General features: G+C 73.6%; 30 protein-coding genes. 14 read left to right on the plus strand and 16 right to left on the minus strand.

The window, feature by feature from the left end; genetic code table 11:
* Nucleotides 1–26 precede the first annotated feature (26 nt).
* Nucleotides 27–539, minus strand: coding sequence for an NUDIX domain-containing protein (locus ACIP9D_RS14085; RefSeq protein WP_350872011.1), 513 nt, complete (start codon nt 537–539; stop codon nt 27–29).
* Between the two features lie 222 nt (nt 540–761).
* Here ACIP9D_RS14085 and ACIP9D_RS14090 point away from each other — a divergent pair, with 222 nt between their 5' ends.
* The gene (locus ACIP9D_RS14090; protein ID WP_350872009.1) at nt 762–1,364 is read left to right on the plus strand and encodes a hypothetical protein; all 603 of its coding nucleotides are present in this window, start codon (nt 762–764) and stop codon (nt 1,362–1,364) included.
* A gap of 61 nt (nt 1,365–1,425) precedes the next feature.
* Entirely contained in the window at nt 1,426–1,809 is a 384-nt protein-coding gene (locus tag ACIP9D_RS14095) for a hypothetical protein (RefSeq protein ID WP_350872007.1), read from the plus strand.
* A 129-nt stretch (nt 1,810–1,938) separates the two neighbouring features.
* Here the strand turns inward: ACIP9D_RS14095 and ACIP9D_RS14100 are convergent, their stop codons facing one another.
* Nucleotides 1,939–2,694 (minus strand): class I SAM-dependent methyltransferase, encoded by a 756-nt coding sequence (locus ACIP9D_RS14100; protein ID WP_350872005.1) that lies wholly within the window; start codon nt 2,692–2,694, stop codon nt 1,939–1,941.
* Nucleotides 2,695–2,839: 145 nt separating this feature from the next.
* On the opposite strand from ACIP9D_RS14100, the gene ACIP9D_RS14105 reads away from it, so the two are divergent.
* Complete coding sequence (locus tag ACIP9D_RS14105) at nt 2,840–3,385, plus strand: carboxymuconolactone decarboxylase family protein (RefSeq protein WP_350872003.1); 546 nt, start codon at nt 2,840–2,842, stop codon at nt 3,383–3,385.
* Between the two features lie 41 nt (nt 3,386–3,426).
* Here ACIP9D_RS14105 and ACIP9D_RS14110 read toward each other — a convergent pair whose 3' ends face one another.
* Nucleotides 3,427–4,461, minus strand: a complete 1,035-nt coding sequence (locus ACIP9D_RS14110; RefSeq protein WP_350872002.1) for a hypothetical protein — start codon at nt 4,459–4,461, stop codon at nt 3,427–3,429.
* A 281-nt stretch (nt 4,462–4,742) separates the two neighbouring features.
* Between ACIP9D_RS14110 and ACIP9D_RS14115 the strand changes: the two genes are divergently transcribed.
* From ACIP9D_RS14115 to ACIP9D_RS14130, 4 genes are all read left to right on the plus strand, one after another.
* The gene (locus ACIP9D_RS14115) at nt 4,743–5,921 is read left to right on the plus strand and encodes an ATP-binding protein (RefSeq protein ID WP_350872000.1); all 1,179 of its coding nucleotides are present in this window, start codon (nt 4,743–4,745) and stop codon (nt 5,919–5,921) included.
* A 94-nt stretch (nt 5,922–6,015) separates the two neighbouring features.
* On the plus strand, nt 6,016–7,203 hold the full coding sequence (locus ACIP9D_RS14120) for a hypothetical protein (protein WP_400450270.1): 1,188 nt from the start codon (nt 6,016–6,018) through the stop codon (nt 7,201–7,203).
* Nucleotides 7,176–7,889, plus strand: a complete 714-nt coding sequence (locus tag ACIP9D_RS14125) for a response regulator transcription factor (protein ID WP_350871996.1) — start codon at nt 7,176–7,178, stop codon at nt 7,887–7,889. The genes ACIP9D_RS14120 and ACIP9D_RS14125 overlap by 28 nt, the downstream gene beginning before the upstream one ends.
* 73 nt (nt 7,890–7,962) lie before the next feature.
* Nucleotides 7,963–8,694: a hypothetical protein gene (locus tag ACIP9D_RS14130; RefSeq protein ID WP_350871994.1), complete on the plus strand. Its 732-nt coding sequence runs from the start codon at nt 7,963–7,965 to the stop codon at nt 8,692–8,694.
* On the opposite strand, the gene ACIP9D_RS14135 is transcribed toward ACIP9D_RS14130, so the two are convergent.
* The 3 genes from ACIP9D_RS14135 to ACIP9D_RS14145 all read right to left on the minus strand — a co-directional run bounded on the left by ACIP9D_RS14135 (nt 8,579) and on the right by ACIP9D_RS14145 (nt 11,044).
* Nucleotides 8,579–9,556, minus strand: a complete 978-nt coding sequence (locus ACIP9D_RS14135) for a DJ-1/PfpI family protein (RefSeq protein ID WP_350871992.1) — start codon at nt 9,554–9,556, stop codon at nt 8,579–8,581. The two genes, ACIP9D_RS14130 and ACIP9D_RS14135, sit on opposite strands and share 116 nt — an antisense overlap.
* 4 nt (nt 9,557–9,560) lie before the next feature.
* Nucleotides 9,561–10,169, minus strand: coding sequence for an isochorismatase family protein (locus tag ACIP9D_RS14140; protein WP_350871991.1), 609 nt, complete (start codon nt 10,167–10,169; stop codon nt 9,561–9,563).
* 137 nt (nt 10,170–10,306) lie between these two features.
* Nucleotides 10,307–11,044 carry a lysophospholipid acyltransferase family protein gene (locus ACIP9D_RS14145; RefSeq protein ID WP_350871990.1) on the minus strand — a complete coding sequence of 246 codons (738 nt, stop codon included), beginning with the start codon at nt 11,042–11,044 and terminating at the stop codon, nt 10,307–10,309.
* 132 nt (nt 11,045–11,176) lie between these two features.
* On the opposite strand from ACIP9D_RS14145, the gene ACIP9D_RS14150 reads away from it, so the two are divergent.
* Nucleotides 11,177–11,824: an alpha/beta hydrolase gene (locus tag ACIP9D_RS14150; RefSeq protein WP_350871988.1), complete on the plus strand. Its 648-nt coding sequence runs from the start codon at nt 11,177–11,179 to the stop codon at nt 11,822–11,824.
* 109 nt (nt 11,825–11,933) lie between these two features.
* Here the strand turns inward: ACIP9D_RS14150 and ACIP9D_RS14155 are convergent, their stop codons facing one another.
* Nucleotides 11,934–13,994, minus strand: coding sequence for a glycogen debranching N-terminal domain-containing protein (locus ACIP9D_RS14155; RefSeq protein WP_350871987.1), 2,061 nt, complete (start codon nt 13,992–13,994; stop codon nt 11,934–11,936).
* Entirely contained in the window at nt 13,994–14,365 is a 372-nt protein-coding gene (locus ACIP9D_RS14160; protein WP_350871985.1) for an SCP2 sterol-binding domain-containing protein, read from the minus strand. Before ACIP9D_RS14160 ends, ACIP9D_RS14155 begins: the two co-directional genes overlap by 1 nt.
* A 229-nt stretch (nt 14,366–14,594) precedes the next feature.
* Between ACIP9D_RS14160 and ACIP9D_RS14165 the strand changes: the two genes are divergently transcribed.
* A complete protein-coding gene (locus ACIP9D_RS14165) occupies nt 14,595–15,698 on the plus strand; it encodes a DNA glycosylase AlkZ-like family protein (protein ID WP_350871983.1) in 1,104 nt (367 codons plus the stop codon).
* 52 nt (nt 15,699–15,750) lie between these two features.
* Here the strand turns inward: ACIP9D_RS14165 and ACIP9D_RS14170 are convergent, their stop codons facing one another.
* Nucleotides 15,751–16,167 carry a CBS domain-containing protein gene (locus tag ACIP9D_RS14170; RefSeq protein WP_350871981.1) on the minus strand — a complete coding sequence of 139 codons (417 nt, stop codon included), beginning with the start codon at nt 16,165–16,167 and terminating at the stop codon, nt 15,751–15,753.
* 102 nt (nt 16,168–16,269) lie between these two features.
* Complete coding sequence (locus ACIP9D_RS14175; protein ID WP_350871979.1) at nt 16,270–16,956, minus strand: TMEM175 family protein; 687 nt, start codon at nt 16,954–16,956, stop codon at nt 16,270–16,272.
* A gap of 93 nt (nt 16,957–17,049) precedes the next feature.
* On the opposite strand from ACIP9D_RS14175, the gene ACIP9D_RS14180 reads away from it, so the two are divergent.
* The gene (locus ACIP9D_RS14180; protein WP_350871977.1) at nt 17,050–17,631 is read left to right on the plus strand and encodes a nucleotidyltransferase family protein; all 582 of its coding nucleotides are present in this window, start codon (nt 17,050–17,052) and stop codon (nt 17,629–17,631) included.
* Between the two features lie 36 nt (nt 17,632–17,667).
* Here the strand turns inward: ACIP9D_RS14180 and ACIP9D_RS14185 are convergent, their stop codons facing one another.
* From ACIP9D_RS14185 to ACIP9D_RS14200, 4 genes are all read right to left on the minus strand, one after another.
* Complete coding sequence (locus ACIP9D_RS14185; RefSeq protein ID WP_350871975.1) at nt 17,668–18,141, minus strand: PPOX class F420-dependent oxidoreductase; 474 nt, start codon at nt 18,139–18,141, stop codon at nt 17,668–17,670.
* Between the two features lie 234 nt (nt 18,142–18,375).
* A complete protein-coding gene (locus ACIP9D_RS14190) occupies nt 18,376–19,401 on the minus strand; it encodes an aspartate-semialdehyde dehydrogenase (RefSeq protein ID WP_350871974.1) in 1,026 nt (341 codons plus the stop codon).
* Nucleotides 19,402–19,902: 501 nt separating this feature from the next.
* The gene (locus ACIP9D_RS14195) at nt 19,903–21,246 is read right to left on the minus strand and encodes a pitrilysin family protein (protein WP_350871972.1); all 1,344 of its coding nucleotides are present in this window, start codon (nt 21,244–21,246) and stop codon (nt 19,903–19,905) included.
* Nucleotides 21,243–22,535 carry a pitrilysin family protein gene (locus ACIP9D_RS14200; protein WP_350871970.1) on the minus strand — a complete coding sequence of 431 codons (1,293 nt, stop codon included), beginning with the start codon at nt 22,533–22,535 and terminating at the stop codon, nt 21,243–21,245. The genes ACIP9D_RS14195 and ACIP9D_RS14200 overlap by 4 nt, the downstream gene beginning before the upstream one ends.
* 121 nt (nt 22,536–22,656) lie before the next feature.
* On the opposite strand from ACIP9D_RS14200, the gene ACIP9D_RS14205 reads away from it, so the two are divergent.
* Nucleotides 22,657–23,415, plus strand: coding sequence for a phosphodiesterase (locus ACIP9D_RS14205; RefSeq protein ID WP_350871969.1), 759 nt, complete (start codon nt 22,657–22,659; stop codon nt 23,413–23,415).
* Here ACIP9D_RS14205 and ACIP9D_RS14210 read toward each other — a convergent pair.
* Complete coding sequence (locus ACIP9D_RS14210; RefSeq protein ID WP_350871967.1) at nt 23,382–23,594, minus strand: hypothetical protein; 213 nt, start codon at nt 23,592–23,594, stop codon at nt 23,382–23,384. The two genes, ACIP9D_RS14205 and ACIP9D_RS14210, sit on opposite strands and share 34 nt — an antisense overlap.
* Nucleotides 23,595–23,892: 298 nt before the next feature.
* Between ACIP9D_RS14210 and ACIP9D_RS14215 the strand changes: the two genes are divergently transcribed.
* From ACIP9D_RS14215 to ACIP9D_RS14225, 3 genes are all read left to right on the plus strand, one after another.
* Nucleotides 23,893–24,987, plus strand: a complete 1,095-nt coding sequence (locus tag ACIP9D_RS14215) for a 3-deoxy-7-phosphoheptulonate synthase (RefSeq protein ID WP_350872158.1) — start codon at nt 23,893–23,895, stop codon at nt 24,985–24,987.
* 319 nt (nt 24,988–25,306) lie between these two features.
* Nucleotides 25,307–25,534 (plus strand): hypothetical protein, encoded by a 228-nt coding sequence (locus ACIP9D_RS14220; RefSeq protein WP_350871966.1) that lies wholly within the window; start codon nt 25,307–25,309, stop codon nt 25,532–25,534.
* 22 nt (nt 25,535–25,556) lie between these two features.
* The gene (locus ACIP9D_RS14225) at nt 25,557–25,766 is read left to right on the plus strand and encodes a hypothetical protein (RefSeq protein ID WP_350871964.1); all 210 of its coding nucleotides are present in this window, start codon (nt 25,557–25,559) and stop codon (nt 25,764–25,766) included.
* Nucleotides 25,767–25,824: 58 nt separating this feature from the next.
* Here the strand turns inward: ACIP9D_RS14225 and ACIP9D_RS14230 are convergent, their stop codons facing one another.
* On the minus strand, nt 25,825–26,367 hold the full coding sequence (locus tag ACIP9D_RS14230) for a DUF1360 domain-containing protein (RefSeq protein ID WP_350871963.1): 543 nt from the start codon (nt 26,365–26,367) through the stop codon (nt 25,825–25,827).
* Between the last annotated feature and the right edge of the window lie 9 nt (nt 26,368–26,376).

Below are 26,376 nucleotides of genomic sequence, written 5' to 3' on the forward strand. Positions count from 1 at the left end.
TGTGATCCGACAGTTGATGTGCGTGTCTAGTCCGACCTGATGCTTGACGAATCCGTCCCAGCACACGCACGACAGTCGGCCTTGGTTCCTCGGTCGTCCTGGTTACGGTCGGTCACATCTGAGTGCCTGCGGGCGCACTCAAACTCGGGCAGAGAACGAACCATTGCCGCCAAGACGCCATGTACGAGGGGAAGGTCGCCCAGCTCGCTGATCCCGACCCATCCGATGTCGTCATGCTCGTCAGGTGCACGGTTGGTGGGAGAGCCAACCCAGTCTCCGATCTGCCAGACGCCCACGTGAATGGCGTCCTCACCACTGCCGTCATGCAAGACGCCCAACCGTGAAGCGGACTCCGCCACTATGTGGACACCGAGCTCCTCGTGCATCTCACGTGCGAGGGCTTGTAGTTCCGACTCACCCGCCTCGACTTGTCCCCCGGGCAGATCCCAGACATCTGGGTATGCCCGTTTGGTCGGCCTGCGGTGTACGAGCAGGACCGCGCCGTTTTCAACGAGTGCGCCTGTGACGACGACATGCATGACGGGATGAGAGCACAGGGATAGGACAAGTTCGCTCCAGCCAGAGGGGACGCGCAGACGTCCCGATCTGCCGCGATCCGATCGCTACGGGGCGTGGCCGCAGACCGCAGAATGTGGCTGTCGGTAGGCCCCTAGCATGAGCGAATGCGATCGACCCGGTGGACAGCGGCCGCTGTGTCCGTCGGGCCAGCGTTGGGCGCCAGCGCCTCGGTCGTCAATAGCGTGCCCAACCTGTTGGGCGAGGTGGGTGAGGCACGCGCAGACCGTGGCGGCTGGTCGCAGACCGCGGAGTTCGCCAGCCTGATTCTCGATTCCGGTTGGGCATGGGCTGCCGTGGCCGTGGTCGCCGGCTGGTTGGTGAGCAGCAATCTGCGACCGACGATGGGGTTGCTCGTCGGGGCACTCTCGGGTTGCGTCGCGCTGGTCGCCGCCACGGCCGTCTACTACTGCGGGGAACTGCTGTTCACCGGCGACTTCGGGTGGGGGTGGGTGACGCGGTTCTGGCTGGTCGGCAGCGTGGCGTTGGGACCGCCCCTCGGGGCGGTCGGAGCCACCATTCGGCGTCCCGGCCCGGTCGGAGCTTTCGCAGCGCTGGTCGTTCCTGTCGGGGCTGCCGCCAACATGGTTGTCCTACCACCGCCGCAGGAGAGCCTGGTGGCGGGACCGGTCCGGCTCACCGTCTGGTTCGCCGCCGCGGCCACTGCCGTGTTCATCGCGGTACGCGCCATCCGCGCTCGGCGCCGCCGCGACCGCGACTTCGGCGCGGAACCTGTCGTACGGTCGAGCCCGCCCGCTGACGCCGAGGCTGCCCGACAACAACGGTGAGCTGACGCAGGAGGCAGAGCGGCTCCGTACGGCAGAGGAGGTCGTCACGTTGACCAGGTATGTGACCGGGCCGGAGGTCGCCCTTCGACTGGCCCGGGACGAAGCAGTGATCTCCGCCGAGCACCAGATCGTGGCGCCGGCGCTGCTCCGTTCGCAGTTGCTGTCGTTGCTGTATCAGGCTGTGCGGCGCGACGAGATGTCCAGAAAGGACGCCGACCGCGCGCTCGACTACGTGCGAGGGCTACGGGTCCGGCTGCTCGGTGATCGCGTCCTGCAGAGCGTCGCCTGGAGGATCGCCGATCAGCTCGGCTGGCCCGACACGCTCACCGCCGAGTACGTCGCCCTGACCCAACTCCAGGCCGATGCCTTCATCACGCTTGATACGCAGCTCGCCCAGGCGGTGCAGGATCTGGTCACGACGGCCCCCATCGAGGCCCTGACCTGAGTCCGTCCTCGTCACGGCAGAGACAGGCGGTTGGTCGGTGGCCTGGTCGAGGGATCCCTGTCGGCACCCGTCGACAGCCCGCTCCCGCCGGCGAGCGCGTCACTGCTCTGGCGGGAGCCGGCGAGCGCGTCAGTGCTCTGGCGGGAGCCGGTAGACGGAGACGTGCGAGCGCGAGTCCGCCGTGAACTCGGCCCCGGTCCAGTCGGCGTGCCGGGATTCCAGCTGGAACCCGGCCAGTTGGGCCATCAGGTCGAGTTCGGCCGGCCAGATGTAGCGGTGCGGGCTGCGGGTGAGTCGAGCCTGCCGGCTCTCGTCGAACCGGAAGTGGTGCGACACTGCGTGCTGGCGCAGCGTGTCGTAGGTGTCCAGGCCGATGTAGCCGGGATCGCTGTGCCAGACCACCGCCGGTTGGCCGGGCGGGAGCTTGCGCAGCTCCGGCACCCACAGCTCGATAACGAACCGGCCGCCGGGCGTGAGGTGGCGGGCGGCGTTGCGGAAGCACTCGACCTGTTCATCCTGTGTGAGCAGGTTGGAGATGGTGTTGTAGACGAGGTAGACGACGGAGTAGTCACCCGGGGCGGAGGCGGTCGCCATGTCGCCGACGACCACCGGGATCGTCGCCTCGTCGACCTTCGAGCGCAGCTGCTCGATCATCGGACGTGACAGCTCGATGCCGGTGACCGGAACGCCGCGCTCGGCGAGCGGAACGGCCACCCGTCCGGTGCCGATGGCGAACTCGAGGGCTCGCCCGTCGCCGGCGAGTTCGGCGAGCCGGTCCACTGTCGGCCCGAGGATTTCGGGCGAGAACATCCCGTCGCCCGGCGTGTCATAGCGCTGGGCGGCATCGGCGTCCCAGATCTGCTCCTGCTCCACGACGCCCACCATCGACCCGACGATCCACTTTGTCGAACCGTTTATCGCCCGGCGAGGCTCGGGACGAGAGGGGCCGGCGGCCGGGCAGCGGACGTGACGCGGCTGTGGCAGGGTGCGGGGCAGCCACCCGCCCGAGACCTGACCGGAGTGTGACTCCATGGCGCACATCGACCTCGGCGTCGACGAGCAGCGATTCCCCGGCGTCACCGGCCTGATGCGGTTCCGGCCGGAGACGGCCCGGCCGCTCAACACGCTGGTCGAGGTGCTGCTGCGCGCCGAGCCGCACCCGCTGAGCCGGGGCGAGCGCGAGCTGGTCGCCGCCTACGTCTCCGGCCTGAACGAGTGCGACTTCTGCTCGTCGGGGCACTCGGCGACAGCCGCGGCCCAGCTGGACGGCGGGATGACGCTGGTCGAGCAGGTCCGGGCCGACCTGGAGCACGCTCCGATCTCCGGCAAGCTGCGCGCGCTGTTGCGCATCGCCGCCGCCGTGCAGCAGGACGGCCGGAAGGTGACCGCCGAGCTGGTCGAGGCGGCACGCGGCGAAGGCGCCACCGACCTGGAGATCCACGACGTCGTGCTGATCGCCGCCACCTTCTGCATGGTCAACCGCTACGTCGACGGCCTGGCCACCCTCACCCCCACCGACCCCGAGGCCTACGCCGCGATAGCCCACCGCATCGTCACCCACGGCTACACCCCCTGACCCCCACCCCCGAGCCCGCCACCAGACAAGAAGGTCGCGGGTCAGGTGAGGAGGTTGGTCAGGGTGTGGTCGGTTTGGGTGAGGGACGGGTCACCGGTGGTCGGCAGGACCAGCACCCGCTGGCAGCCGTCGAGTTCCACGTACACCTCGGGTCCGGGGGTGTGCGCCGGGCGCAGCAGCGCGAACCGGCCGGCCGGCGTGGCGCACGCCGCCGCCGGCCCGGTCGCCGCCAGCGCGCGAGCGACGCTCGCCCACCGGTCGGGCGGCAACACCCGGCCGTACGCGAACTCGCCGGCCGGCTTGGCGCCGCCCTGTTCGGGCGCGGGGACCCGGTAGACGCAGAGCCGCACGGCGACCTCGGCGGCGATCGGCGGCGGCCCGGCCGCCCGCGCCGGTGATGGTCCGACGGAGGATGCCTGCGTCGGCGGCGTCCCGGCCGCCCGCGTCGGCGACGGCCCCGAGGCCGCCTGGACCGCGACCATGTCCGCCCACTGCTGGGCGCAGCCCGCGGCGGCCGCCTCCGCCGACTCGATCTCGCGGACGGTACGCGTCGAGACGGTGCTCAGCCGCAGCCCGTCGAGCGCCGCGCGGACCTCGACCCGGGGCTTGCCGCAGCCGTCGGCGGGAATACCGGGGCGCAGCCAACGGCCCCGTTCGTCGAGCAGCGCGAGCCAGGGCGGGAGGACCAGATCAGCCGTGCACGCACCGCGGGACGGTGGCTCGTCGGGCAGCCGCAGCGCGGCGACGAGCGCGGTCACCTCGTCCGCCCGCCGCTCGGTCACCACCAGGTCGTGCCCGCCGCCGGGACGCTGCCGCGCCTCCTGACCGCAGAGGACGGCGGCGACCGGGGTGAAGGTGTCGTCGAGCAGCGGCAGGCCCGCCGCCGCACCGGGCACCGGGCGGCCGGCGCCGACCTCGGGGGCGGCGGCCGCGCAGGAGGTCCACCGCTCGACGATCCGCGGCGGCCCGCCGTCGCGGGTTGGGGGTCCGGGCGACCCGGACGGTACGCAACCGGCGATCGCGACGCCGACCACCGCGATCGCCGCCGCCGCCCATCCGCCCGACCCCCCGCTCACCACGTCCATCGGACGCCGTGTCGGCCCGCCCGGTTCCGTGCGCCCGCCGCCACCCGGCCACGACGGCAGCCCGCGGGGCCGGCGGGATGACGATCGACATGCGGTAACCGTCCGGCACCGGCCACCGACGACCTGACCTGCCTCGATGCGACGAGCGTTTACTCAACGGCAACACGTCGCACACAGTGTGTGACTACGCCTCCGAGCCCGTGTTATTCTCCGTTGTCGATCTATGCCCGCAGGGACCGGACCGGGTCCTTGTCGGAAGGACGCTTCTCCCCATGCCGGCCGTTCCTGTTCGGACCGCGCCGCCCGCCGTGCTGGACAGCCCGGCCGGTGGCGCGCTCAACCTCATCTTCACCACGCTGCCGGCGGTGCTGCGACTGACCTGCGGGCTGGTCGCCGCCGTGGTGGCCCTCTCGGTCCGGACACCGCCGGTGCAGACGGCCCTGCTACTGCCCACCGTCGCGGCGCTGACCGCCTGGTCGCTCTGGTACGCCGCACGCACCCTGCGCGGCGGGGTGACGCCGCCCCTGGTGGCCGGTGACGTCGCGCTCACCACGGCCGCCTGTCTGCTCATCCCCCGCCTGGTGGCGCCGGAGGTGCTTCCCGGAGAGGGAAGCTGGATCGCGGTGCTGGCCAGCACCACGGTGATCAACGCCCAGGTCACCGCGCCGGCTCGGTGGTCCATCCCGGCCGGTCTGCTGGTCACCGCCGGCTACGCCACCGGCGCCTACGCCGCCGGCAACCCGCGGGAGGCGACCGCGCACGCGGCGACGCTGCTGGTCCAGACCGGTTGCACGGCGATGATGAGCGCGGTGATGCGGCGCCGGATCGCGCGCGCCGACCGGGGCTTCGCCGAACACCAACGGCTGGCCCGGGAGGCGTTGCTGGCCCGCACCGCCCGGGAGTCCGAGCGCCGGCAGAACCGCGACCTGCACGACACCGTGCTCGGCACGCTGACCATGATCGGGCTCGGCGCGGTCGCCGGTCCGTCCGCGGCGCTGCGCGACCGGTGCGCCGCCGACCTGCGTACCCTCACCGCCCTGGCGGACGCCCGAGGCGTGCCCGGCGACGGCCCGGTGGCGCTGGACGACCGGCTGCGGGCGGTCCGCGGCCGGCTGCCGGAGCTGCCGGTGACGCTGGAACTGGCGGCGTGCACGGCGCCCGCGGCGGTGGCGGACGCGGTCACGGCCAGCGTCTACGCCGCGCTGTCCAACGTGGCCCGACACGCACCGGGCGCGACGGCGGGGCTGCGGCTGGCCCGGGACGCCGGCGGCGTCGTGGTCGAGGTGGTCGACGACGGTCCCGGCTTCGACCCGGCCGCCGTCCTGCCACACCGGTACGGGCTGCGTGAGTCGGTGCGCGGCCGGATGACGGCGATCGGCGGCAGCGCCCGGATCGACTCCGCGCCCGGCGCGGGCACCCGGATCCGGCTGGAGTGGCCCGGTGTCGGCTGAACTGAACGCCGCCGCCCGCCCTCCGACCCGCGACGGGCGACCGGGCTCACCGGCGGCGGGCCGCTCGAATGGGCCCACCGCCGACGCGGCCGGGTTGCCGCCGAGGGCGCGTACCCCCGACGACGCCCCGGACCGCCGCCCCGCGGGTCCGGTCGGGGCGGGCCAGGCGGCGGCCGCCGTGGCGCGCGCCTCGGACCGCGGGGCCCGGATAGCGGCGGTGGCCATCGCCCTGGCCTGGCACGCCGCGATCGCCCTGCCGGCGGTGCTGGCCGCCCAGTCGCAGCTGGCGGCGCCGGGGGTGGTGCTCGCCGGCTGGGTGGTCGTGGCTGCGGCCGGCGTGCTGGCCGGAATCCGGCTGCTGCGCGGCCAGCCGCTACCGGCGTGGCCGCTGGCCGGGCTGCTGCTCGCGGTCGACGCGACGGTCTTCGCCGCCGCCGGCGAACGGCAGCTCTTCACCGCGGCCAACTGGGTGTGGGGCACCCTCGGCTGGTTCCTCGTGCTCGCGGTCTGGGGCCGGCGGGTGGCCGGGCTCTTCGCCCTGCTGGCCGCGCACTCGCTGATCGCGCTGGTGGCGGTCGTCGGGTACGGCGCGACCGAGCCCGCCGACCTGGCCCGCTTCGCGATGTACGTGTACGGCACGTCGTCGCTGCCGGTGGCGGTCTTCGTGGGCAGCACGGCGATCGCGGCGCTGGCCCGGGACCGGGCCGCCACCGCCGCGGCCACCCACGCGATGACCGCCGAGCGGGACGCGGCCGAGCGGGCCCGCCGGGACCGACGGGACCAGTTGGCCCTGGTCAGCGGCGCCGCGGAGGCGGTACTCGCGGAGCTGGCCGACGGTCGCGCCGATCCGACCGACCCGGCCGTGCAGCGGCGCGCGGTGCTGGCCGCCGCCCGGCTGCGGCGGCTGATCGCCGAGGCCGACGACGTGCCCGATCCGCTGCTGCACGAGCTGCGCGCCGCGGCGGACCTGGCCGAGCGGAACGGGCTGCCGATCGACCTGGTGATCATCGGTACGCCGCCGCCACTGCCGGTACGGATTCGCCGGCGGCTCGCCGACCCGCTCACCGCCACCCTGGCCGACGCGGACGGCTGGGCCCGGATGACGGTGGTCTCCGGTCCGGACGAGGTGGTGGTCAGCCTGGTCACCCCGGACCGGGAGGGCCCGGACACGACGGGGCCCCCGACCGGCTACGGGGACGGCGCGGAGGACGACGGTCGGGTGGAGCGGCTCTACGAGCGGGACGGGGAGATCAGATGGGCGCAGACCCGATGGCGGAGATGAGCGCGCAGCGGCCGATCGGGGTGGCCATCGTGGACGACCACCCGGTGGTGGTCGAGGGTGTGCGCGCCTGGCTCGCCACTGAGCCCCGGCTGACCGTGCTGGCCACCGGCGACGACCCGGACGAGGTGCTGCGGGCCGCGCCGGACGCCGACGTCGTCCTGCTCGACCTGCGGCTGCACGGCCGGATGGCGCTCGGCAAGCTGGCCGAGCTGAGCGCGGCGGGCCGCCGGGTGGTGGTCTACTCCGAGCACACCGACCCGGAGACGATGCTCGCCGCGCTTGACGCGGGCGCGGTCGCCTTCCTCGCCAAGCACGAGGGCCGGGAGCACTGCGTGGACACGGTGCTCGCCGCGGCGAGCGACCGCCCGTACGTGCCGCCGGCGCTGGCCGGCGCGATGGTCGGTGACCCGCGCCCGGACCGGCCGGTCCTCTCCGACAAGGAGCGCGAGGCCCTGCTGCTCTGGTTCCAGTCGATGTCGAAGGCGTCGGTGGCCCGTCGGATGCGGATCAGCGAGCACACGGTCAAGCAGTACGTCGACCGGGCGCGGATCAAGTACACCCGAGCGGGGCGGCCGGCCGCCACGAAGGCGGCACTGTTGGCCCGGGCGATCGAGGACGGCCTAGTCCGGCCGGAGGAGATTGGCATCTACCGGTCACAGGCGAGCTACGACCGGCCGACCCCCTAACGGGTGTCATGACACCTGGGCTGCTGATCCGCCACCCTCGACGGTGACATCAGCTGCCCGGGAGGTCGTGACTATGCACGGTGACGCGTCCCCCTTCTTCATCGGTCCGCACCGCTTCGACGCGCCGGACGACGAGGTGGGACCGGTGCTCGACCGTCGGTACGAGCTGGTGCCGGTGCCTGGCGAGCAGCTGCTCTGGCGGCAGCGGCTGCTGGTGGCGGGGCATCTGCTCGGCCCGAGCGAGACCCGGCGGGCGTGGGCGCTGCCCGGGCCGGTGTCGGTGACCGTCACCGACCAGCGGATCGTCTGGGTGGGCGAGGGATCGCAGCTGGCGGTGGTGGCCGGCGGGCGGGCGGACGGCGCGGTCCGGCAGCGTCCGCCCGCCCGGCAGGCCGGCCTGGTGAGCGGGCAGATCCGCTGGCAGTGGCCGTCCCGACTGGAGCTGCTGCCAGCCCGGGCCGAGCACCCGGCGCAGCTGCTGATCGTCTGCGACGCGCTGCGGACCATCCAGCAGCCGGCGCTTGCCCTCAGCGGGCCGGCCGACGAGATCGTGGAGCTGGCCCGCCGGGTGTGCCGGACCGTGGCCGCCTTCCGGCTGACCCGCCCGCACCTGGTCGACCTGTCGGCTCAGGAGCGGGACGTGCTGGCGCTGCGGTCGCACGCCGCGCTGATCGCCGGGGACGCCCGGATCACCCTGCCCGGGTCGCTGCCGGTGGAGTTCCGCTCCCGGGACGACTACTACCGGCGTGCCGTGGCACCCGAGCATCCCGGGCCCGCAGGCGACGCAGCATCCGGGCATCGGTGAAGCCGACGGTCCGGGCGGCCGCGTCCATGGTCGTGCCGTGCCCGATCAGGTGTTCGGCGCGCTCGACCCGCAGCAGCTGCTGGTAGCCGAGCGGGGTGAGGCCGGTCGTCCGGCGGAACAGCCGGGTCAGGGTCCGTTCGGCGACCCCGCCGGCGGCGGCCAGCTCCGCCAACGGCAGCGGCTCGGCGAAGCGGCTGTCGATCAGATCCTGCACCCGGTGCACCGCGTCGGAAAGGTGTGACCGGTACCGCATCATCGCGCTCGCCTGCTGCTCGTGGCCGTTGCGCCGGGCGTACACCACCATGGTGCGGGCGATCGCGGCAGCGGTAGCCGGGCCGTGCCGGGTGGCCACCAGGTGCAGCGCCACGTCGATGCCGCTGGCGATGCCGGCCGAGGTGACCACCCTGTCGTCGACCACGTAGAGCACGTCGCGGACCACCCGGGCGGCCGGGTGCCGCCGGGCCAGGTCGTCCTGCACCTCGTGGTGGGTGGTGCAGCGCCGCCCGTCGAGCAGCCCGGCCCGGCCGAGGGCGTACGCGCCGGCGCAGACACTGGCCACGGTGCCCCCGCTCGCGTGGTGGGCGGCCAGCCGTCGCAGGTCGTCGACCCCGACCGGCCCGTGCGGCGGGTGCGCGCGAGGCCGCCAGCCGGGCACCACCACCAGGTCGTCCGGGGTCAGCCCCGGCCACGTGGTGTCCGCGACCAGCGGTACGCCCTGGACGCTGGGCACCTGGTCCCGCTCGGCCACGTAGTGCAGCTGGTAGTCGTGGCCGAGGTCGGCGGCGGCGGAGAAGACCTGGGCCGGCCCGGCGAGGTCCAGCAGGTGCAGCTGCGGGACCAGCAGGAAGACGACCCGGGTCACGCGGTCAGCTCCGGGTGCCGGCGAGGGCCGAGCCGGTCACCTCGTCCACCGTGCGTACGGTGGCGAACCGGCCGGCGAGGGCGTACTCGGTGCGGGTGATGATCTCCTCGGTCGACAGGGTGCGCGGGTCGGCGAGGATCTCCGCGAGCGTGGCGGTATCCGGCAGGTCCCGGTGCGGCGTCGGGAAGGTCAGCGTCGCGTCGGTCACGAAGGTCATCCGGTAGCCGAGGTCGGCGCCGACCCGGGCGGTGGTCTCGACGCACTGCTCGGTGCGGATGCCGCAGACCGTGATGTCGCAAATGCCGGCCAGGGTGAGCAGCTGCTGGAGGTTGGTGGTGGTGAAGGCGTTGTGCGCGGTCTTGACCAACGTCGGCTCGCCCTCGGCCGGCGTCAGCCCGTCGATCAGCCGGACGTGCCCGCCGGCCGGATCGAACACCCCGCCGGTGCCGGGCTCTGAGTGCAGGACCCAGACCACCAGGTCGCCACGGTCGCGGGCGGCGGTCACCAGCCGGTCGACCTGGCCGACGATGTCGGGGTGGGAGCCGTACGCCCAGATCGGGCGCTGGCGGAAGGACTCCTGGACGTCGATCACGACGAGGGCAGCTCTGTTCATGGCAATGATCCTGACCGGGCACGAGCCGCGAGGGCAGACACCATCATGCCCGGATGCGGAACGATCCGGCCACGCCCCGGGTCGGTCAGCTCGGCGGCCGGGCGGCGACCCCGGCCGGCCCGCACATCGGGGTCGGTTCAGCTGCGCCCGGCGCGGTCCAGTTCGAGGGCCTCGGCCGGGGTGGGGGCCGTCCCACCCAGGTGCGCGGGCTGCCACCAGCGGTCCGTCGGGCCGGTGGGCGCGTGCGGGTACTCCCGCTGCGCCCGGTCGACGAGGGTGGTGAGCCGCTCCCGCAGCGCGAGCGTCATCGCCGCGGCGTCCGGCCAGTCGGCCGGCTGCATCGGCTCGCCGATCAGGATGGTGACGGGGGTGTGCCGGCGGGTCAGGGTGCGCGGGCGCCCCTTGGTCCAGAGCCGCTGGGTGCCCCAGATCGCCACCGGCAGCACGGGCACTGCGGCCTCGCGGGCCATCCGGGTCGTGCCGCTCTTGAGGTCCTTGACGGTGAACGACCGGCTGATCGTGGCCTCGGGGAAGACGCCGACGACCTCGCCGCGGCGCAGCGCGTCCACCGCCGCGGCGTACGAGCCGGCGCCGGCGTCCCGGTCGACCGGGATGTGTCGCATGCCGCGCATCAGCGGGCCGGAGATCTTGTGCGCGAAGACCGACTGCTTGGCCATGAACCGGACCAGGCGGCGGGACGCCAGCGCCCCGAGGCCGCAGAAGATGAAGTCCAGGTAGCTCACGTGGTTGCTGGCCAGCACCGCTCCCCCGGAGCGGGGGACGTGGTGGGCGCCCTCAATGCTGATCTTCAGGTCGAGGACCCGGAACATCGTCTTGGCGGTGGCGATCACGGGCGGGTACACGAGCTCCGGCATCCGCAGAATCTACCCTCCCCCGCTGAATCCAACCTGGGAGCGGATCGACGGCGCTTGGCGGAGCAGGTCAAGCTTTTCTGCCGACGGCGGACTTCTTTGGCCGTTCACGGCCCCGGACCGCACGATGGCCGAATGACTGAACGAGGTGTGCTGCTCTGGATCCACGGCGGCGGTTGGCGCGCCCGGGCAACCGAGGACGGCGGCGCGCTCGCCGGGCTGGGACTGCGGGTGGTGCAGGCCGACTATCGACTGGTGCCCGAGGCGCGCTGGCCGGCCCAGCTCGACGACGTACGCGCCGAGGCCCGCCGGGCCCGGGCCGAGTCGGACGGCCTACCGCTGCTGGTCGGCGGCGACTCGGCCGGCGCGATGCTCGCCCTGCACCTGGCGTTGCGCGGGGTCGACCGGCCGGACGACGTGGCCGGCGTACTGGCCTACTGGCCGCCGGTCGACCCGCTCGCCATGGACTGGAAGCGGCTGCGGGCCGGCGACGACCCATGGGAAGGCCTGCTGGGGCACCCGCCGACCACCGGCGACCCGGTCACGACCGACGCCACCGTCGCCACCCACGCCGGCAACGGCGTGCCGGTGCTGCTGGTGCAGGGCGCGGACGACCGGTCGGTGCCGGCGTCGCAGACCGTCACACTTACCGGCCAGCTACTGGCCGCCGGGCATCCGGTACACAGCTGGCTGACCCACGGCGGCCACGAACTGCCGTTGGACCGGCCGGACCTGTGGGCGGCGGCCGTCGCCTTCCTCGACACCGTCCTGTCGACCGGCTGACAGACGCCGCCCCTCCTCCGGCCGGCGTTGACGCCTACGGCGGCGGGCAGGCGGAGACGGCCACGCCCGGTACCGCCACCGGCGCGACCGGCGGCGGTACCGGCGGCCGTCAGTCGCCCAGCTTGTGCAGGTCCAGCCGGCCTCGGGCGAAGGCGTCCACCCGACCCCACCGGCCCGGGATGTCCAGCACCTCGATCCGGCCCATGCCCACCGGCAGCCGCGGCTCGACCGAGAGATGCCCCTCGTGCGGTTCCAGCCCGAGCATGGTGCGCAAGAGCAGCAGCGGCGTACCCGTCGACCAGGCCTGCGGGCTGCACGCCGTCGGGTACTCCACCGGGAACTTGGTCAACTCCCGCTGGTAGCCGCCGAACGCCTCGGGCAGCCGGCCGTCGAAGTAGGTGGCCGCGTCGAGGATGCCGTTGGCGATGGTGGCCGCCTCCTCCGCGAAGCCGTACCGGCGCAAACCCCAGGCGATGAACGAGTTGTCGAACGGCCAGATCGTGCCGTTGTGGTAGCCGATCGGGTTGTAGCGAACCTCCCCCTCGGCCAGCGTCCGCACCCCCCAGCCGGAGAAGAGCCGCGGGCCGACCAGGTGGTGGGCGATCTTCTCGGCCCGGTCGTGGTCGACGATGCCGCTCCACAACAGGTGGCCGATGTTGGAGCTGAGCACGTCGCACTGGCGTCCGTCCGGGTCGAGCGCGAGGGCGAAGTACTCGCCGTCCGCCACCCACCAGTCCCGGTTGAAGCGCTGTTTGAGCTCCGCCGCCTCCCGCTCCAACTGGTCGGCGAAGGCCGGGTCGTTCCAGAACTGCCGGGCCAGCCGGGCCGCGCGCATCTTGGCGTCGTACGCGTAGCCCTGCACCTCACAGGTGGCCCGGGGAAACGGCGGCAGCCGCCCGTCGGAGTAGGAGATGGAGTCCCAGGAGTCCTTCCAGCACTGGTTCTCCAGGCCGGTGTCGGTGTTGCGCCGCTCGTACCAGATGTAGCCGTTGCCGACCAGGTCGGCGTAGTCGTCGATCCATCGCAGCGCGGCCCGCGACTCCTGCTCCAGCTCCATGACCAGCGCGACGTCCCCGCTCCACTTCTCGTACTCGTCGAGCAGCACCAGGAACAGGGGGGTCGCGTCCACCGAGCCGTAGTACGGGGAATGTGGCTGCTCCTCGAACGCGGCCGTCTCGCCGTAGCGCATCTCGTGCAGGATCCGGCCCGGATCCTCGTCGCGGAAGTCGTCGAACCGGGTGCCCTGCAGCGCGGCCAGGATGCGCAGCGTGGTCTTCGACAGCTGCGGGGTGAACGGCAGCGTCTGCAGGCAGGTCAAGATGCTGTCCCGGCCGAACATGGTCATGAACCAGGGCAGGCCGGCGGCGGGCAGGGTCGCCCCGCCGAGCGAGAGCGGCGAGAACCGGAGCGCGGCCAGGTCGATCAGGCTGCGCTTGTAGGTCGAGGCGACCCGTCCGTGCTGGCTGTTCACCTTGGGCGCGTCGGCGATCCACTTCTCCAGGTCGTGCTGGAGGGCCAACCGCTCGGTGCCGTGCACCCGCAGGCCGATCCGCAGATCCCGCCCACCCGGCCCGAGTGCCGCGGTGTGCACGTCGATCCGGGTCTCCCACTGCTCGTTCGGTTCGAGGTGGATGCTGTACGCGAAGCCCTCCCGGTCGAACCGGGCCGGCGCGCTGGACGAGATCATCGTCTCCCGGGTGAAGTTGCCGCGCCGGTAGCCCAGCCGCAGCCGGTCGGGTTCGACCTCCGCGTAGATCTCGCCCTTCTTGTTCAGGATCTCGTCCTTCACCTGGAACAGGTCGGCGAAGTCCGACCCGGCGTCCATCCGGATCTCCAGGTCGACCGGGTTCTCGTCGTGGTTGAGGATGGTGAGCTGCTCCCGGAAGCTGCCGCCGACCGTCCGCTCCCGGATGATCGACAACTTGGCGTCGGTGTAGTGCGTCGCCATCCCAGGCACCAGGAAGAAGCGCGCCTCGTAGTACTGGAGGTCGTCGTAGGAGAGGGAGTTGAGCCGTTCCCCGTTCACCGTCAGCACCCACTTGGACAGGAAGCGGGTGTCGATGGAGAAGAGCCCGGTCGGCTCGCTCGGCGTCGCCTCGATGTCACCGGTGTCCTCGGACACCACGAAGGTGTTTCCGTCCAGGATCCGGATCGTGTTGCCAGCTCCCATCACCGCACCTCCCGCTGGAAACGCCGCCGTGGCCCACGGGCGTCCGGGTCGCCGGGGAAGATCCGTTCCACCTGCACCACGAGTCGGGCGTCACCCATCACCGTCATGTCCCCGCGCAGCAACGCCGCGATGCCGTGCTCGCGGCCGGCCGCGATGTCCTCGAACAGCGTCGGGCTGGTACCGATCACCGTGTCGGCCTCCTGGTCCTCCTGGCTCACCTCCACCCGGCCCCGGTCGATGCGCATCAGCCAGTGCGTGGTCTGCGGCCCTTCGCGCAGGTCGACCCGGAGCGAGCCGACGGTCTTGGCGAGCCGGGGCTCGTACCCCTTCCGATCGAGCTCCTCGAAGAACCTCGTGGTCGCGTCCAACATCCGGCCCTCCCCTTCCCGGTCGGTCGCATCCGGTTCCGGCCCGATCGGGGTCTGCGTCCTCCGGACACGGCCGATCGGCGTCGGAGCACGGGTGCCCGCCCGGGGCACGGTCAACCTCGCCCGGATCGGGTGAGCCGTGACGCGCCCGGTCGGCCAAGCCGGCGGCGGGACGCCGGGGTCGGAGTCGGGCGGTAGCGTCCGGAAGGCACGGGCGGACAGAGGGGGCGCGATGGCCGGGGGTGCACCGGAGGTCAGCCGGGCGCAGGTGCTCGCCTACCGGGTGGCGGCCCACCAGCTGGACCGGCCGGGGCTTCGGCCGGCCGACCTCGCCGTGCTGGGGCTCGGCGTGCAGGACACCCCCTACGGCTCGGCCCGGCTGGCGCTCGCGGCCCGCGGCGCGAGCGGGCCGGACGACCGGCTGGAGCTGGTCTGGTCCCTGCGCGGGGCCCCGCACCTGCACCGCAGCGCCGAGCTGCCGGCCCTGGCCGCGGCGATCTGGCCGTTGAGCGACGCCGACGCCACCCGCCGGATCAGCGGCCAGATCGGTGCCGGCGCCCGGCTCGGGCTGGCCGCTTTCCGGGCCGCCGCCGAGGCCTTCCGGGCGGTGGTCACGACGGAGCTGCCGAAGGGCGAGGTGAGTCGCGCGCTCACCGACCGGATCCCGGCGGAGCTGAGCTACGAGTGCCGGGCGTGCCGGTCCCGGCACATCTCCGGCGCGCTCTTCCAGCAGGCCGGGCTCGCCGGCGGGGTACGGCTGACGGTGACCGGTCGGGCCGCCCGGCTCGCTCCGCTGCCCGGCTGGTCCGGGCCACCGGCCCGGGCGGCCGGCACCGCCGATCTGGTCGCCATCTACCTGCGACTGCTCGGCCCCGCCACGCCGGTCGACGCCGCCGGTTTCCTCGGTACCACCGCCGGTGAACTGCGCGCGGTCTGGCCCGCCGGGCTGGCCCAGGTCCGCGTCGACGGGCGGCCCGCCTGGCTGCCGGCCGACCGGGTCGACGCGCTCACCGGGGCCCAGCCGACCGGACTGATCCGGCTGTTGCCGCCGGGCGACCCCTACCTGGCCGGCCGCGACCGCGACCTGCTCGTTCCGCAGCGAGCCCACCAACAACAGTTGTGGCGGGTCATCGGCAATCCCGGGGCGCTCCTGGTCGACGGCGAGATCGCCGGCAGCTGGCGGTCGCGGCAGGCGGCCCGGGGTCGGCTGGAGCTGACCGTCACCCCGTTCGGTGTGTTGCCGGCGCGGGTCACCCGGGCCATCGACGCCGAGGCCGCCGCGGTGGCGGACGCCCGCGGCGCGACAGATCTGCGGGTACGCGTCGAGGCGGCATGAGACGCCGGCTCCCCGGAGACCCGAGGAGCCGGCGCACGCCCGCGGCGGACGGTCAGTTGTTCGGGTCGTCGGCGCTGATGTCGGCGAGCACCGACTGCGGTTCGCGCTCGACGGCGAGGTCACCCATCGACACCAGGCCGATCAGGCGCCCCTCCTCGACGACCGGCAACCGTCGTACCGCGTAGGTACGCATCAGGTCGGCGGCGGCCACCGCGTCGTCGTACTGGCTCACCGTGATCACGTCCTTGCTGGTGATCTGGTTGAGCCGCGTGGAGCTGGGGTCCATGTTCTCCGCCACGGCGCGGACCGTGATGTCCCGGTCCGTCACGATGCCGACCACGTTGTCGCCGTCGGTCACCACCACGTCGCCGATCGCGCTGTCGCGCATCTCCTGTGCCGCGGCGGTGAGCGTGTCGCTGCCGTCCATCGTCACCAACCGGGTCGTCATGAACTCTCCGACCGTTGTCATGGTGCTCCCCTCTCGGTGTCGGCCCCGGCCGTCTACCCGCCGCCCAGGGCGGGGTAACGCCGCCGGCCACGGGTCCGGGCCGGGTGTTCACCGGCGGGCCGGTTACCGCCGCAGCCGGCGTCGCAGGTCGAAGAGGCCGTTGCTGGACACGGCGTAGAAGACCGGCAGGACGAGGAAGATGGCGAGCGCGACCACCGGGTCGACCAGGACGCCCGCCAGGCCGGCCGCCCCGAACCCGACCAGGCCGACCAGGCCGCGTCCGCGCTCCACCGCGAACACCCGCGGCGGCACCCGGGGATGCAGCAACCCCCGGCCCCGGCTGAGGTGGTGGTAGAGGCCGAGCCAGCCGATGGAGAGCAGCACGCCCACCAGGCCGTAGAGCCCGGTGGTGACCCGCTCGTCGGCGCGGTCGCCATGTTGCAGCGCCCGCGAGACGATGGACGTGACGAACGGCAGCAGCGCGGTCCCGAAGAGGACGGTGAGGTTCCATCCGTGCAGGCCCGGGTCGGCCCGGACCACCCGGCGGAAGGTGCCCTTGTGGCTCAGCCAGCTAACCGCCACGACCAGATACGACGTGACGTACGCCAGGTAGGCCGGCCACTGGTCGAGCAACGCGCGCGACATCTCGCCCGGCGGCACCTCCGGCGCTCGCAGGTCGAGCACCAGCAGGGTGATGATGATGGCGAAGACCGCGTCGCTGAAGGTGAGCAGCCGGCCGATCTCCGAACGCGACTCCGCGACGTCACCGTCGACGTCGAGCGCCTCGTCGCCTTCGTGCTCGGCCCCCATCCCACCCCTCCCCGGTGCCCGCCGGGTATACCCGGCATGTGGGGCGGTACCCGCCGGGCCGCACCGCCCGAGGCGGGCGGTTAGCGTGGCGGGATGTCGGACGACGAGCAGGAGTTACGCGGGCTGGTCGGTGGCTGCCCGTGGTTGCTGCAGGCGCTGGCCGTGGTCCGCGAGACCGGCCTGCCGGACGCCTGGATCGGCGCCGGCACGCTGCGCGACCTGGTGTGGGGACAGCGGTACGGCGCCGGGTTCGACCCCCGTGCCCTCCGGGACGTGGACGTGGTCTTCTTCGATTCGACCGACCTGAGCCCGGAGTACGACCAGTGGGCCACCGCACGGCTGGCGGCCGCCTGGGACGAGCCGCCCTGGGAGGCGTCCAACCAGGCGGCGGTGCACACCTGGTACGCGGCGACGTTCGGCGGCGAACCGATCGAGCCCTACCGCAGCGTCGCCGAGGCGGTGGCCACCTGGCCGGAGTACGCGACCGCCGTCGCGGTACGGCTGGATGCCGCCGACCGGATCGAGATCTGCGCGCCGTACGGCCTGGCCGACCTGCTCGGCGGTGTGTGGCGGCACAACCCGGCCCGGGTGCCGGTGGCGCTCTCCCGGCGGCGGCTGGCCCGGCAGGAACCGGCCCGGCGCTGGCCCGACGTGACCGTGGTCGAACCGGCCTGACCAGCCCCGATCAGTGGATCGGGCCCCCGTCGAGTGTCAGCCGCGGGGTGGCGCGCCGTAGGCCCGCTCGACGTGCAGGCGCAGCACCAGCCGCCGCTCGGCGACCATCGCCCGCCGGAAGTCGTCCCAGTCCGGATGCTCGCCCTGGACCGACCGGTAGATGCCGACCAACTCCTCGACGGTGTCGTCGGCCGGGTCGGCGGCCACCGGAGTCAGCTCGGCGCGCCCCTCGGCCACCGCGTACGCCCAGCCGTCCTCGCTGCTGACGTGGAAGCTGGCTCGCGGGTCGCGGCGCAGGTTCGCGGTCTTGGCCCGGTCGTCGGTCACCGACACCCGGATCAGGCCCGCCTCCCGGTCGAACGAGTAGACCACCGTGGACAGCTGCGGTCGCCCGTCCCGCTTGATCGTCGCCAGCACGCCCAGCCACCGGCCGGCAATCAGGTCGAACAGCGCGGTCTGCGCCCGCTCATCCGGCACGGCAACCTCCACCTCGTCCGGTCGAGCCCCCATCCAAACACGACGGGCCGATCCCCGCGATCCAGCCGACCCGGCCGATCCCGGTTACCACGATCGCCGGCCGACCGCGAGGAGCCGGCCGTCGCCGATCTCCGCGATCCGGGCGGGTCCGGGCGACGCCGCCCCCACCGACCGCGCCTCGGCCGTGCCGCCGGGGTCGTGAAGCAGGACGACGCCGGGCCCCCGCCGGAGATCGGCGGAGGCCCCGGGCGGGAGACGGGACGGCGGTCAGCGACGCTCGGCCGCGACCAGCTCGGCGATCTGCACCGCGTTCAGCGCGGCGCCCTTGCGCAGGTTGTCGTTGGAGCAGAAGAGCGCGAGCCCGTGCTCGACGGTCTCGTCGGCCCGGATCCGACCGACGTAGGTCGGGTCCTGGCCGGCGGCCTGGAGCGGAGTGGGCACCTCGGAGAGGGCCACCCCGGGAGCGCCGTCGAGCAGCTCGCGGGCCCGCTGCGGGGTGATCGGCCGGGCGAACCGGGCGTTGATCTGGAGGGAGTGGCCGGTGAAGACCGGTACCCGCACGCAGGTGCCGGAGACCTTCAGACCGGGGATCTCGAGGATCTTGCGGCTCTCGTTGCGCAGCTTCTGCTCCTCGTCGGTCTCGAAGGAGCCGTCGTCGACGATCGAACCGGCGAGCGGGAGCACGTTGAACGCGACCGGCTGGGCGAACACCCGCGGCGACGGGAACTCGACCGCGTTGCCGTCGAAGGCGAGCCCGCTGGCGTGCTCGGCGACCTTGCGGACCTGCTCGTCGAGCTCGGCGACGCCAGCCAGGCCGGCGCCGGACACCGCCTGATAGGTCGAGACGACCAGGCCGACCAGCTCCGCCTCGGCGTGCAGCGGGCGCAGCACCGGCATCGCGGCCATCGTGGTGCAGTTCGGGTTGGCGATGATGCCCTTCGGGCGCGCCGCGGCGGCGTGCGGGTTGACCTCGGCGACGACCAGCGGCACCTCCGGGTCCATCCGGAACGCCGAGGAGTTGTCGATCACCACGGCGCCGGCCGCCGCGACCCGGGGGGCGAGCTCCTTGGCGGTGCCCTTGCCGGCCGAGAAGAGGACGATGTCCAGCCCGGCGAAGTCCGCGGTGGCCGAATCCTCCACGGTGATCTCGCCGTCCCGCCAGGGCAGGGTGCGCCCGGCGGACCGCGCCGAGGCGAACAACCGCACCTGCTCCGCTGGGAACTCCCGTTCCGCCAGCACCTGCCGCATCACGCCACCGACCTGGCCGGTGGCCCCCACAATGCCGATCCTCATGCCCGCGAGGCTACCCACGCCGACCCCGGGACCGGGAACCCTTTCCCACCGCCCGGGGCCGGTTTCACAGCCCGCCGGCCCGGTCCAGCGGTGAACCGGGCACCCGGCCACCCGGAACCTCGCCGGCCGAGCACCGCGACCACCGGAAGATCCGAGCCCGCACGCCCACTCGGCCGCAGCATCGCCAACCGGCGTCCGCTCCGGAAGCCCTCCACGCCAGCACCGTGCCTCGACCGCGACCCGCGTCACACTTCCCGCCCGCCACGCGTTTCGCGCGGGCTCGCGCGACCGCCGCGCGGCGCGGGCCTGCGGCCGACCGGCGCGCGGCGCGGGCCCTGCGGTCAGGCGGAGCCGACTAAGCGACGCGCTTGATCGACACCAGATCGCCGACATCGCGGTATCCGACCCAGTCGGACACCCCCACTTCGGCGAACCGGAGTCGATCACCCCGCGCCGGACGGTCAGGCCGGGAGTCGCGCGGTCAGGCCCGGCGTCGGGCGGTCAGGGGGCGTCGATGATCTCCCCGAGGCCGGTTGCGGCCAGTTCGTCCCGGATCACCGCGGCGTCGCCCTCCACGACCAGGGTGAGCGACTCCGGGTGCAGGTGGCTGGCGGCCGCGGCACTGACCTGGTCGACGTCGGCGGCGAGCAGCGCCGCGCGCAGCTGGGCGTGGTAGTCGTCCGGCAGGTCGTGCACCACCAGAGTGCTGAGCGCGGCGGCGATCGCCCGGGGGCTCTGCAGCTCCACCGACAGCTGCCCGGCCCGCCAGGACCGGGCCACCGCCAGTTCGTCCTCGGTCACCCCACCGGTGCGGGTACGGGCGATCTCGCCGACCGCCTCCACCAGCGCCGGCGCGGTGACCGCGGTCTGCACCCCGGAGCTGACCGCGAACCGCCCGAACCGGCGGGACGAAGCGAAGTCGCCGCGGATCCCGTACGTGTAGCCGCGCACCTCACGGATCAGGTGGTTGAGCCGGGAGGTGAACGCGCCGCCGAGCACCGTCCCGGCGAGGCTCATCGGCACGTGGTCGGGGTGGGCGCGGTGCGGGGACGGGTGCCCGAGACGCAGCGTGGACTGCACCGAGCCGGGCCGGTCGACCAGGATGATCCGCCGACCGCTGTGCGGCGGCACCTCGATCGGGCCGCCCCGCTCGACCGGGCCACCGCCGGTCCCGGCGAACGCGGCAGCGCCGAGCGCGTCCAGGTCGATGCGCTCCAGGTCACCGGCGACGATCAGGGTGCCGGGGCGGATGAACCACTCGGAGTGGAAGACGGTGACGTCCTCGACGTCCAGGCCCGCGACCGAGTCCGGGTCGCCGTACATCGGCCGGCCCCAGCGATTCTCCGCGCCGAACAGGTCGGCGCGCAGCGCCGCGTCGGCCCGCGGGCCCGGGTTGGCCCAGTCCATCCGCAGCGCGGTGGCCTCGTCGTCGCGGACCCGGCGCACGTCGACGGAGTCGAGCCGGGGGGTGCGGACCGCCTCGGCCAGCAGCTCCACCGCGGCGCTCAGCCGGTCCACCGGCACCTGCACGCTGACCTGGAACGAGTCCCAGTCCAGCCCGGCCACCAGCTCGGTGCCGAGCCCCTCCACGGCGAGCGCGTACGCGGCCGCGTCCCGCTGGGCGGTCCCCTCCTCCAGGGCCTTGGCGAGCACCCCGCCGAGGCCCTCCTTGCCGGTGGGCTCGCGCCCGGCGCCGGCGTCGAGCAGCAGCAGCGCGACCGCGAGGTTCTGCCCCGGTAGGTGAGCGGCGACGACCTGACCGCCGGCCACGACACGGCGGACCACCGGCGGGAACCGGTACGGGCGGGCGGCGCCCGGGCCGGGGCGGGCGGCGATCAGCGTCATGGCTTCTCCTCGGCGAGGTAGGTCAGGGTCACCCGGTCGTTGGCGGCGAGCACCTCGACGGCGGCCTCGGCGATCTGCTCGGCGGTCACCGCGAGCCAGGCCGGCAGGCGATCGGCGGCGGCGGCCGGGTCGCCGAACTGGGTCGCGTACCGGCCGAGCGTGTCCGCCCGGCCGTCCACCGTGGACATCTGCCGCCACCAGGCGGTGCTGAGCAGGGCCTTGGCGCGGTCCAGCTCGGTGGCGGTGACCGGCACGCTGGCCAGCTCGTCGACCACCGCGTGCAGCCCCTCGGCCAGCCGTTCGGCGCTCACCCCGGGCCGGGCGGTGGCGGTGGCGATCAGTGGCGCGGGCGCGTGCGCCAGGTCCACCCCGTACGCCCCGACCAGGTCCGGCTGGGCGAGCCGCTCGCCGTCGGCGAGCCGCTGGTAGAGCCGGCTGCCCCGGCCGCTGCCGAGCACCGTGGCCAGCACGGTGAGCACGTCGTAGCCGGGACTGCCGAACGGGTAGGTGCGATGCGCGACGTAGACCCGGGGGGCCGGCACGTCGGCGGTCACCGTCTCCACCGCCGGTCGCCCGGTGGCCGGCACGCTCCGGCCGTCCGGCGCGGCGGGGATGTCGGCGCGCGCCGGGAGCGCGCCGAAGTACTTGTCGGCCAGCGCGAAGACCTCGGCGGCGGAGGCGTCGCCGACCACGGTCAGCACGGCGTTGTTCGGTGCGTAGTAGGTCTGGTGGAACGCCTGGAAGGTGGCCAGGTCGGCGGCGTTCAGGTCGGCCATCGATCCGATCGTGGCGTGGTGGTAGGGGTGCCCGGGCGGATAGAGCAGCGGCAGCAGCCGCAGCCAGGCGTCGCCGTACGGCACGTTCTCGTAGCGCTGCCGGCGCTCGTTCTTGACCACGTCGCGCTGGTTGTCGAGGGTCTCCTGGGTCAGCGCCGGGACCAGGCCGCCCATCCGGTCGGCCTCCAGCCAGAGCGCCAGCTCCAGGTGTTCGGCCGGGACCGTCTCGAAGTAGTTGGTCCGGTCGGGGTTGGTGGTGGCGTTGAGCGAGCCGCCGGAGCCCTGGATCAGCTTCATGTGCTCGGTCTTCGCGACGTTCACCGAGCCCTCGAACATCAGGTGTTCGAAGAGATGGGCGAAGCCGCTCTGCCCCGCCGGCTCGTGCCGGGAGCCGACGTCGTACCAGAGGTTGACCGCGACCGCCGGGGCCGTGCGGTCCTCGCTCACCACCACACGCAGGCCGTTGGCGAGTCGGGTCGTCTCGATGGGCCAGGGGTAACCGCTGTCGGGCATGGCACGACGCTATCCGATCTCGCGGGCGCAAAGGTGACGTGCGGCCGTCGGGCGAGCCGGGGCGGAGGCGACGCCGGTCGGCCGGGGGCATCGACCGGTCCGGTCGGGGTACCGCAGGGGCATGCCCGCGCCCGCCGCCCGCCCCAGCCCGCCCGTTGCCGTGACGCGCGCGGGTGCCGCCGTCAGCCACGCCGCCGCCGTCCTGACCCGCCTGCGCCGGGCCCGGCTCTTCCATCCGGCCGGGCGTTCGTTCGCCGGCGAGGTGACGATCTGGGGTACGGGCGGCCCGCCGACCGGAGTCGCACTGCTCGACGACCCGGGCCGCTACCCGGCGACCATCCGACTCTCCAAGGGCGTCTCCACGCCCGGCAGCTGGCCGGACGTGCTCGGCCTGGCGGTCCGGCTGCACTCCGACGACGGCCGCCCCTACGACCTGCTGGTCAGTTCCAGCGGCGCGCCCCCGGTGCTGCGAGCCATGCCGCTGCCCCGACGGCGCTTCGCCGGGACGTACAGCACGATCATGCCGCTGCACGCGGGCCGGCGGCGGCTCTGGCTGGCCGCGCTGGCCGACCCGGACTCGGCCGACCTGGGCCGCAGCCTGACCGCGGTGGCCGCCGCCACCCGCACGGACGAGCCACGCCTGGTGCTCGCGGTGGCCTCCGCCGTGGGGCCGTGGCGGCCGTTCGGTCAGGTCAGCATCGGCACCCAGCTCAGCGCCCGGCAGGACGCCACGCTGGCCTTCGACCCGATCGGCAACCTGCCGGCCGGGTTGCGGGCCGCCGGTCCGCTGACCTGGCTGCGGGTGCAGACCTATCGGGGCTCCCGCCGGGCGCGCGGCGCCGACGTTCAGTCCGGCGGCTCGTTGGGCGCCACCGTCTGATCCGAGGTCCGGTGCTCCAGGACGGTGTCCGGCGCGAGGTTCCGGTCCTCCCGCAGGTCGGATTCGGTGAGGATCGCGTCCGCCTGCGCCTCCGGGTCGTCGCTGCCCACCGCCGCCTCCTCCGGCAGCAGGTGGGCGCGGGACTCCACGCGGTCCTGGTCGCTCTGCTCGTCAGTCATGGCACCCCTCATACCCCCGCCCCACCGCCCGCACGCCCGAGATCGGTCGACCCGGCTGGCGTGGCCGATCGAGGCTGCCGCGGCGTCCGGATGATCCGCGCCGGCCCGTCGGGTACGCTTGGTCTCGTGACGCGGTCGTATCGATGGTTTAGGCAGCCGGCTGGAGGAGCCGGTGACTTCACCATGAACTGACGTCACCTTCTTCGAGCCGGCTGGGCAGGGACTTGGGTTCCTGCCCTTTTGCGTACGAGCAGCCGGCTCGACCCGGGCACCGGCCCCGGGCGCGGTCGGCGGAAGGATTCCCACCGTGACGACCCCGGAGACCGATCGGGTCAGCGACCAACGGATCGACCGTGTCGTGCCGTTGACCACCCCGGCCCTGCTGCACCACGAACTGCCCCTGGACGACACGCTCGCCTCGGCCGTACTGACCGGCCGGCGCGCTGTCGGCCGGGTGCTCGATCGCGCCGACGACCGCCTGCTGGTGGTGGTCGGCCCGTGCTCGGTGCACGACCCGGCCGCCGCCCTGGACTACGCCCGACGGCTGCGCGTGGCGGCCGACCGGGTCGCCGACGACCTGCTGGTCGTCATGCGCGTCTACTTCGAGAAGCCCCGCTCCACGGTCGGCTGGAAGGGCCTGATCAACGACCCCGGGCTGGACGGTTCCGGCGACGTCAACACCGGCCTGCGGATGGCCCGCGCGCTCCTGCTCGACGTGCTGCGCCTCGGCCTGCCGGTGGGCTGCGAGTTCCTCGACCCGATCACCCCGCAGTACATCGCGGACGCCGTGGGCTGGGGCGCGATCGGCGCCCGGACGGTGGAGAGCCAGGTGCACCGGCAGCTCGCCTCGGGGCTCTCCATGCCGATCGGCATGAAGAACCGCCCGGACGGGAGCATCGGCACCGCGGTGGACGCGATCCGGGCCGCCGGCGTACCGCACGTCTTCCCCGGTATCGACTTCTCCGGCACGCCGGCGATCATGCACACCCGGGGTAACGCCGACGGGCACCTGGTGCTCCGCGGCGGTGGTGGCCGGCCGAACTACGACGCGGAGTCGGTGGCCGGGGCCCTCGACCTGCTGCGGGCCGCCGATCTGCCGGAGCGGGTGGTGGTCGACGCCAGCCACGCCAACAGCGGCAAGGACCACCGCAACCAGCCGCTCGTCGCGGCCGACGTGGCCGCCCAGCTCGCGGCCGGGCAGCGCGGCATCGTCGGCATCATGCTGGAAAGCTTCCTGCAGCCCGGACGGCAGGACCTGGACCCGACCCGGGAGCTGGAGTACGGCAAGTCGGTGACCGACGCCTGCATGGGCTGGGACACCACCGAGGAGGTGCTCGACCAGCTCGCCACCGCCGTCCGCGCCCGTCGCGCCACCCTCCCCGCCCCCGCCTGACCCGCAGGCCCCTCCCCTCGTCCCGGCCTGCGGCGGCCGGGACGGGGTGTGAGCGGGGGCACAGGGCGGGGCGGAAGAGGGGCGGGGGTCCGTGGGTTGTGTGAGGTGTCGGTGTGTCCAGTGTCCCCGGGCCTCACCCAATTGCCTTCGCGGAAAACCGTTCGGCTGGAGCCGCGTCGAGCCACTCGCCGAGAGGCGACCTGCACACCGACACCAACGGCGCCCCGGCCATCCGGCCGGGGCGCCGTTTGGCGTTCAGCCCAGCGCCGGGTCGAGGCCGGCGACGTTTGACCGATTCCGGCACGGGTAGCTGATCGCCGTGACCGACGACGCACCCGTGACCGACGAGACGACGGACGCCCGGCGCCTCGACGACCTGCTCGAGGATCTCTACCACGGCCAGGAGCGGATCAGTCAGGGCAACATCTACCGCCGTGCGGTGGCCGCGGAGCTCCCCGCCGACTGGCTCGCCCGGATCGCCGCGCTCCCCGAGGGCGAGTACTCGGTGGACGAGGCGGCGGACCTGCTCGGCGGATCGGTCACCTGACCCCCGGCGAGAGGAGAACGAGATGTCCCACCATGAGGACCAGCACGAGAAGGTGCCGGCGCTGGGTCAGCCCCCGGAGGGCGTCGACACCCTGCCCGAGCCGGACTTCGCGAACGAGCACGACCGCACCGCGGTGGACCGCGAGGTGGTCACCGGCGAGGACGAGGGCGAGCGGGAGCCGGAGGCCGCCCGTGGCTGGGCCGGCGAGGACCACGGCACCACACCGACCTGACGCCGACTGGCACGAGGAAGGGGCCGGCGATCCGCCGGCCCCTTCCTGCGTCCTCGCATCAGTCCTCGTCGTGCCCGCCGCCCTCGGCGGCCTGCTGCGACACCGCGTACGCCATCTGGAGGAAGTCGGACGCGGCCACCGCGGTCAGCGCGGTGGCCACCAGACGGGTCAGCCGTGGCGCGAGCACCAGCCCGCCGGTGAGCCCGGTGGCTACCCAGACCGCCAGGCAGAACGGGCAGCTCAGCAGCTCCCCTATCGCGTGCCGGGTGGAGCTGCCGGAGTCGCGGACCTGCTCCATCACCTCACCGCTGCCGATCGGCCGGTCGTAGCGGGTGAACGGGGCACGCAGCGGGCTGGTCACCGCGTCCTTGCTCAGCAGCCGGCTGAGCTTGTGCGTGGCGATCGACAGCAGCACCACGTCGGAGGGCGCCGGACGCTCGGGCACCGGCCGGCCGGTCAACCGCACCAGACCGGCGAGCGCCCCGGCGACCCCGGCATAGGTGCCCATCGCGACCAGGTAGCCGCCGAGCGGCCGGTGCTCGTGCGGCGCGTACGCCTGGCGCAGTCGCGCCACCTTCTGCTTCAGAACCCTGTCGGTCACCGGTCTCCT

This window comes from Micromonospora sp. NPDC093243, assembly GCF_044753725.1.
Taxonomy (GTDB): Bacteria; Actinomycetota; Actinomycetes; order Mycobacteriales; family Micromonosporaceae; genus Micromonospora.